1 protein-coding gene is annotated in these 639 nt (G+C 57.3%); it reads left to right on the forward strand.

Annotation, left to right across the window (positions count from 1 at the left end; all coding sequences use genetic code 11):
• A partial coding sequence (locus ACO0LH_RS28500; RefSeq protein WP_422944527.1) for a hypothetical protein occupies positions 1 to 639 on the forward strand: 639 nt, incomplete at both ends.

Consider the following 639-nt stretch of genomic DNA (forward strand, 5'->3'; position numbering starts at 1 on the left):
AAGGCGGTGCCACCCGCACCCTGAGTACTACTGGCAACGTCGAAGTCACCAGTGCGACAAGTTTCACCTTTACTCTCGCCGGCGCTGACATTGCTGCCGTTGATGCCTTATTGAACAAGAACGGCACCTCCTCCGCCAGCAGTTCGACGACGTATAACCTCGCCGCAGCTGATGACTGGGACAGCGTCATCACTGGTGGCAATATTCAGGATTTAACTGGCAATGGCATCACCGTCTCCAATGCCGCGCCGAGCATCCTCAGTTCCAGTTACGACGCCAGCACGGGTATCTTGTCCGTGTCCGCCGTCAACATCGTCGGTGGCGATACCATTGATGTGAGTAAGCTGTCCCTGACAGGCCAAGCGGGTTCCTACACCTTAACCACCGCCAACGTCACCGCCAGCAGTGCCACCGCTTTCTCGGTGACACTCAACGCTGCCGACAAGCTCGCCATCAACGGCATCCTGAACAACAATGGCACAGCAGCCGTTGACACCACCACGTTTAATCTAGCCGCTGCTGCCAGTTGGGATCAGACCACCACATCCAGTGCCGACCTGACAGGCAATGCTGTCACCGTCTCGAATGTGACTGCGCCCACGATCACGTCAGCAACGTATGACGGCACCACCCACATCT

This window comes from Undibacterium sp. TJN19 (assembly GCF_049339485.1).
Taxonomy (GTDB): Bacteria; Pseudomonadota; Gammaproteobacteria; order Burkholderiales; family Burkholderiaceae_D; genus Undibacterium.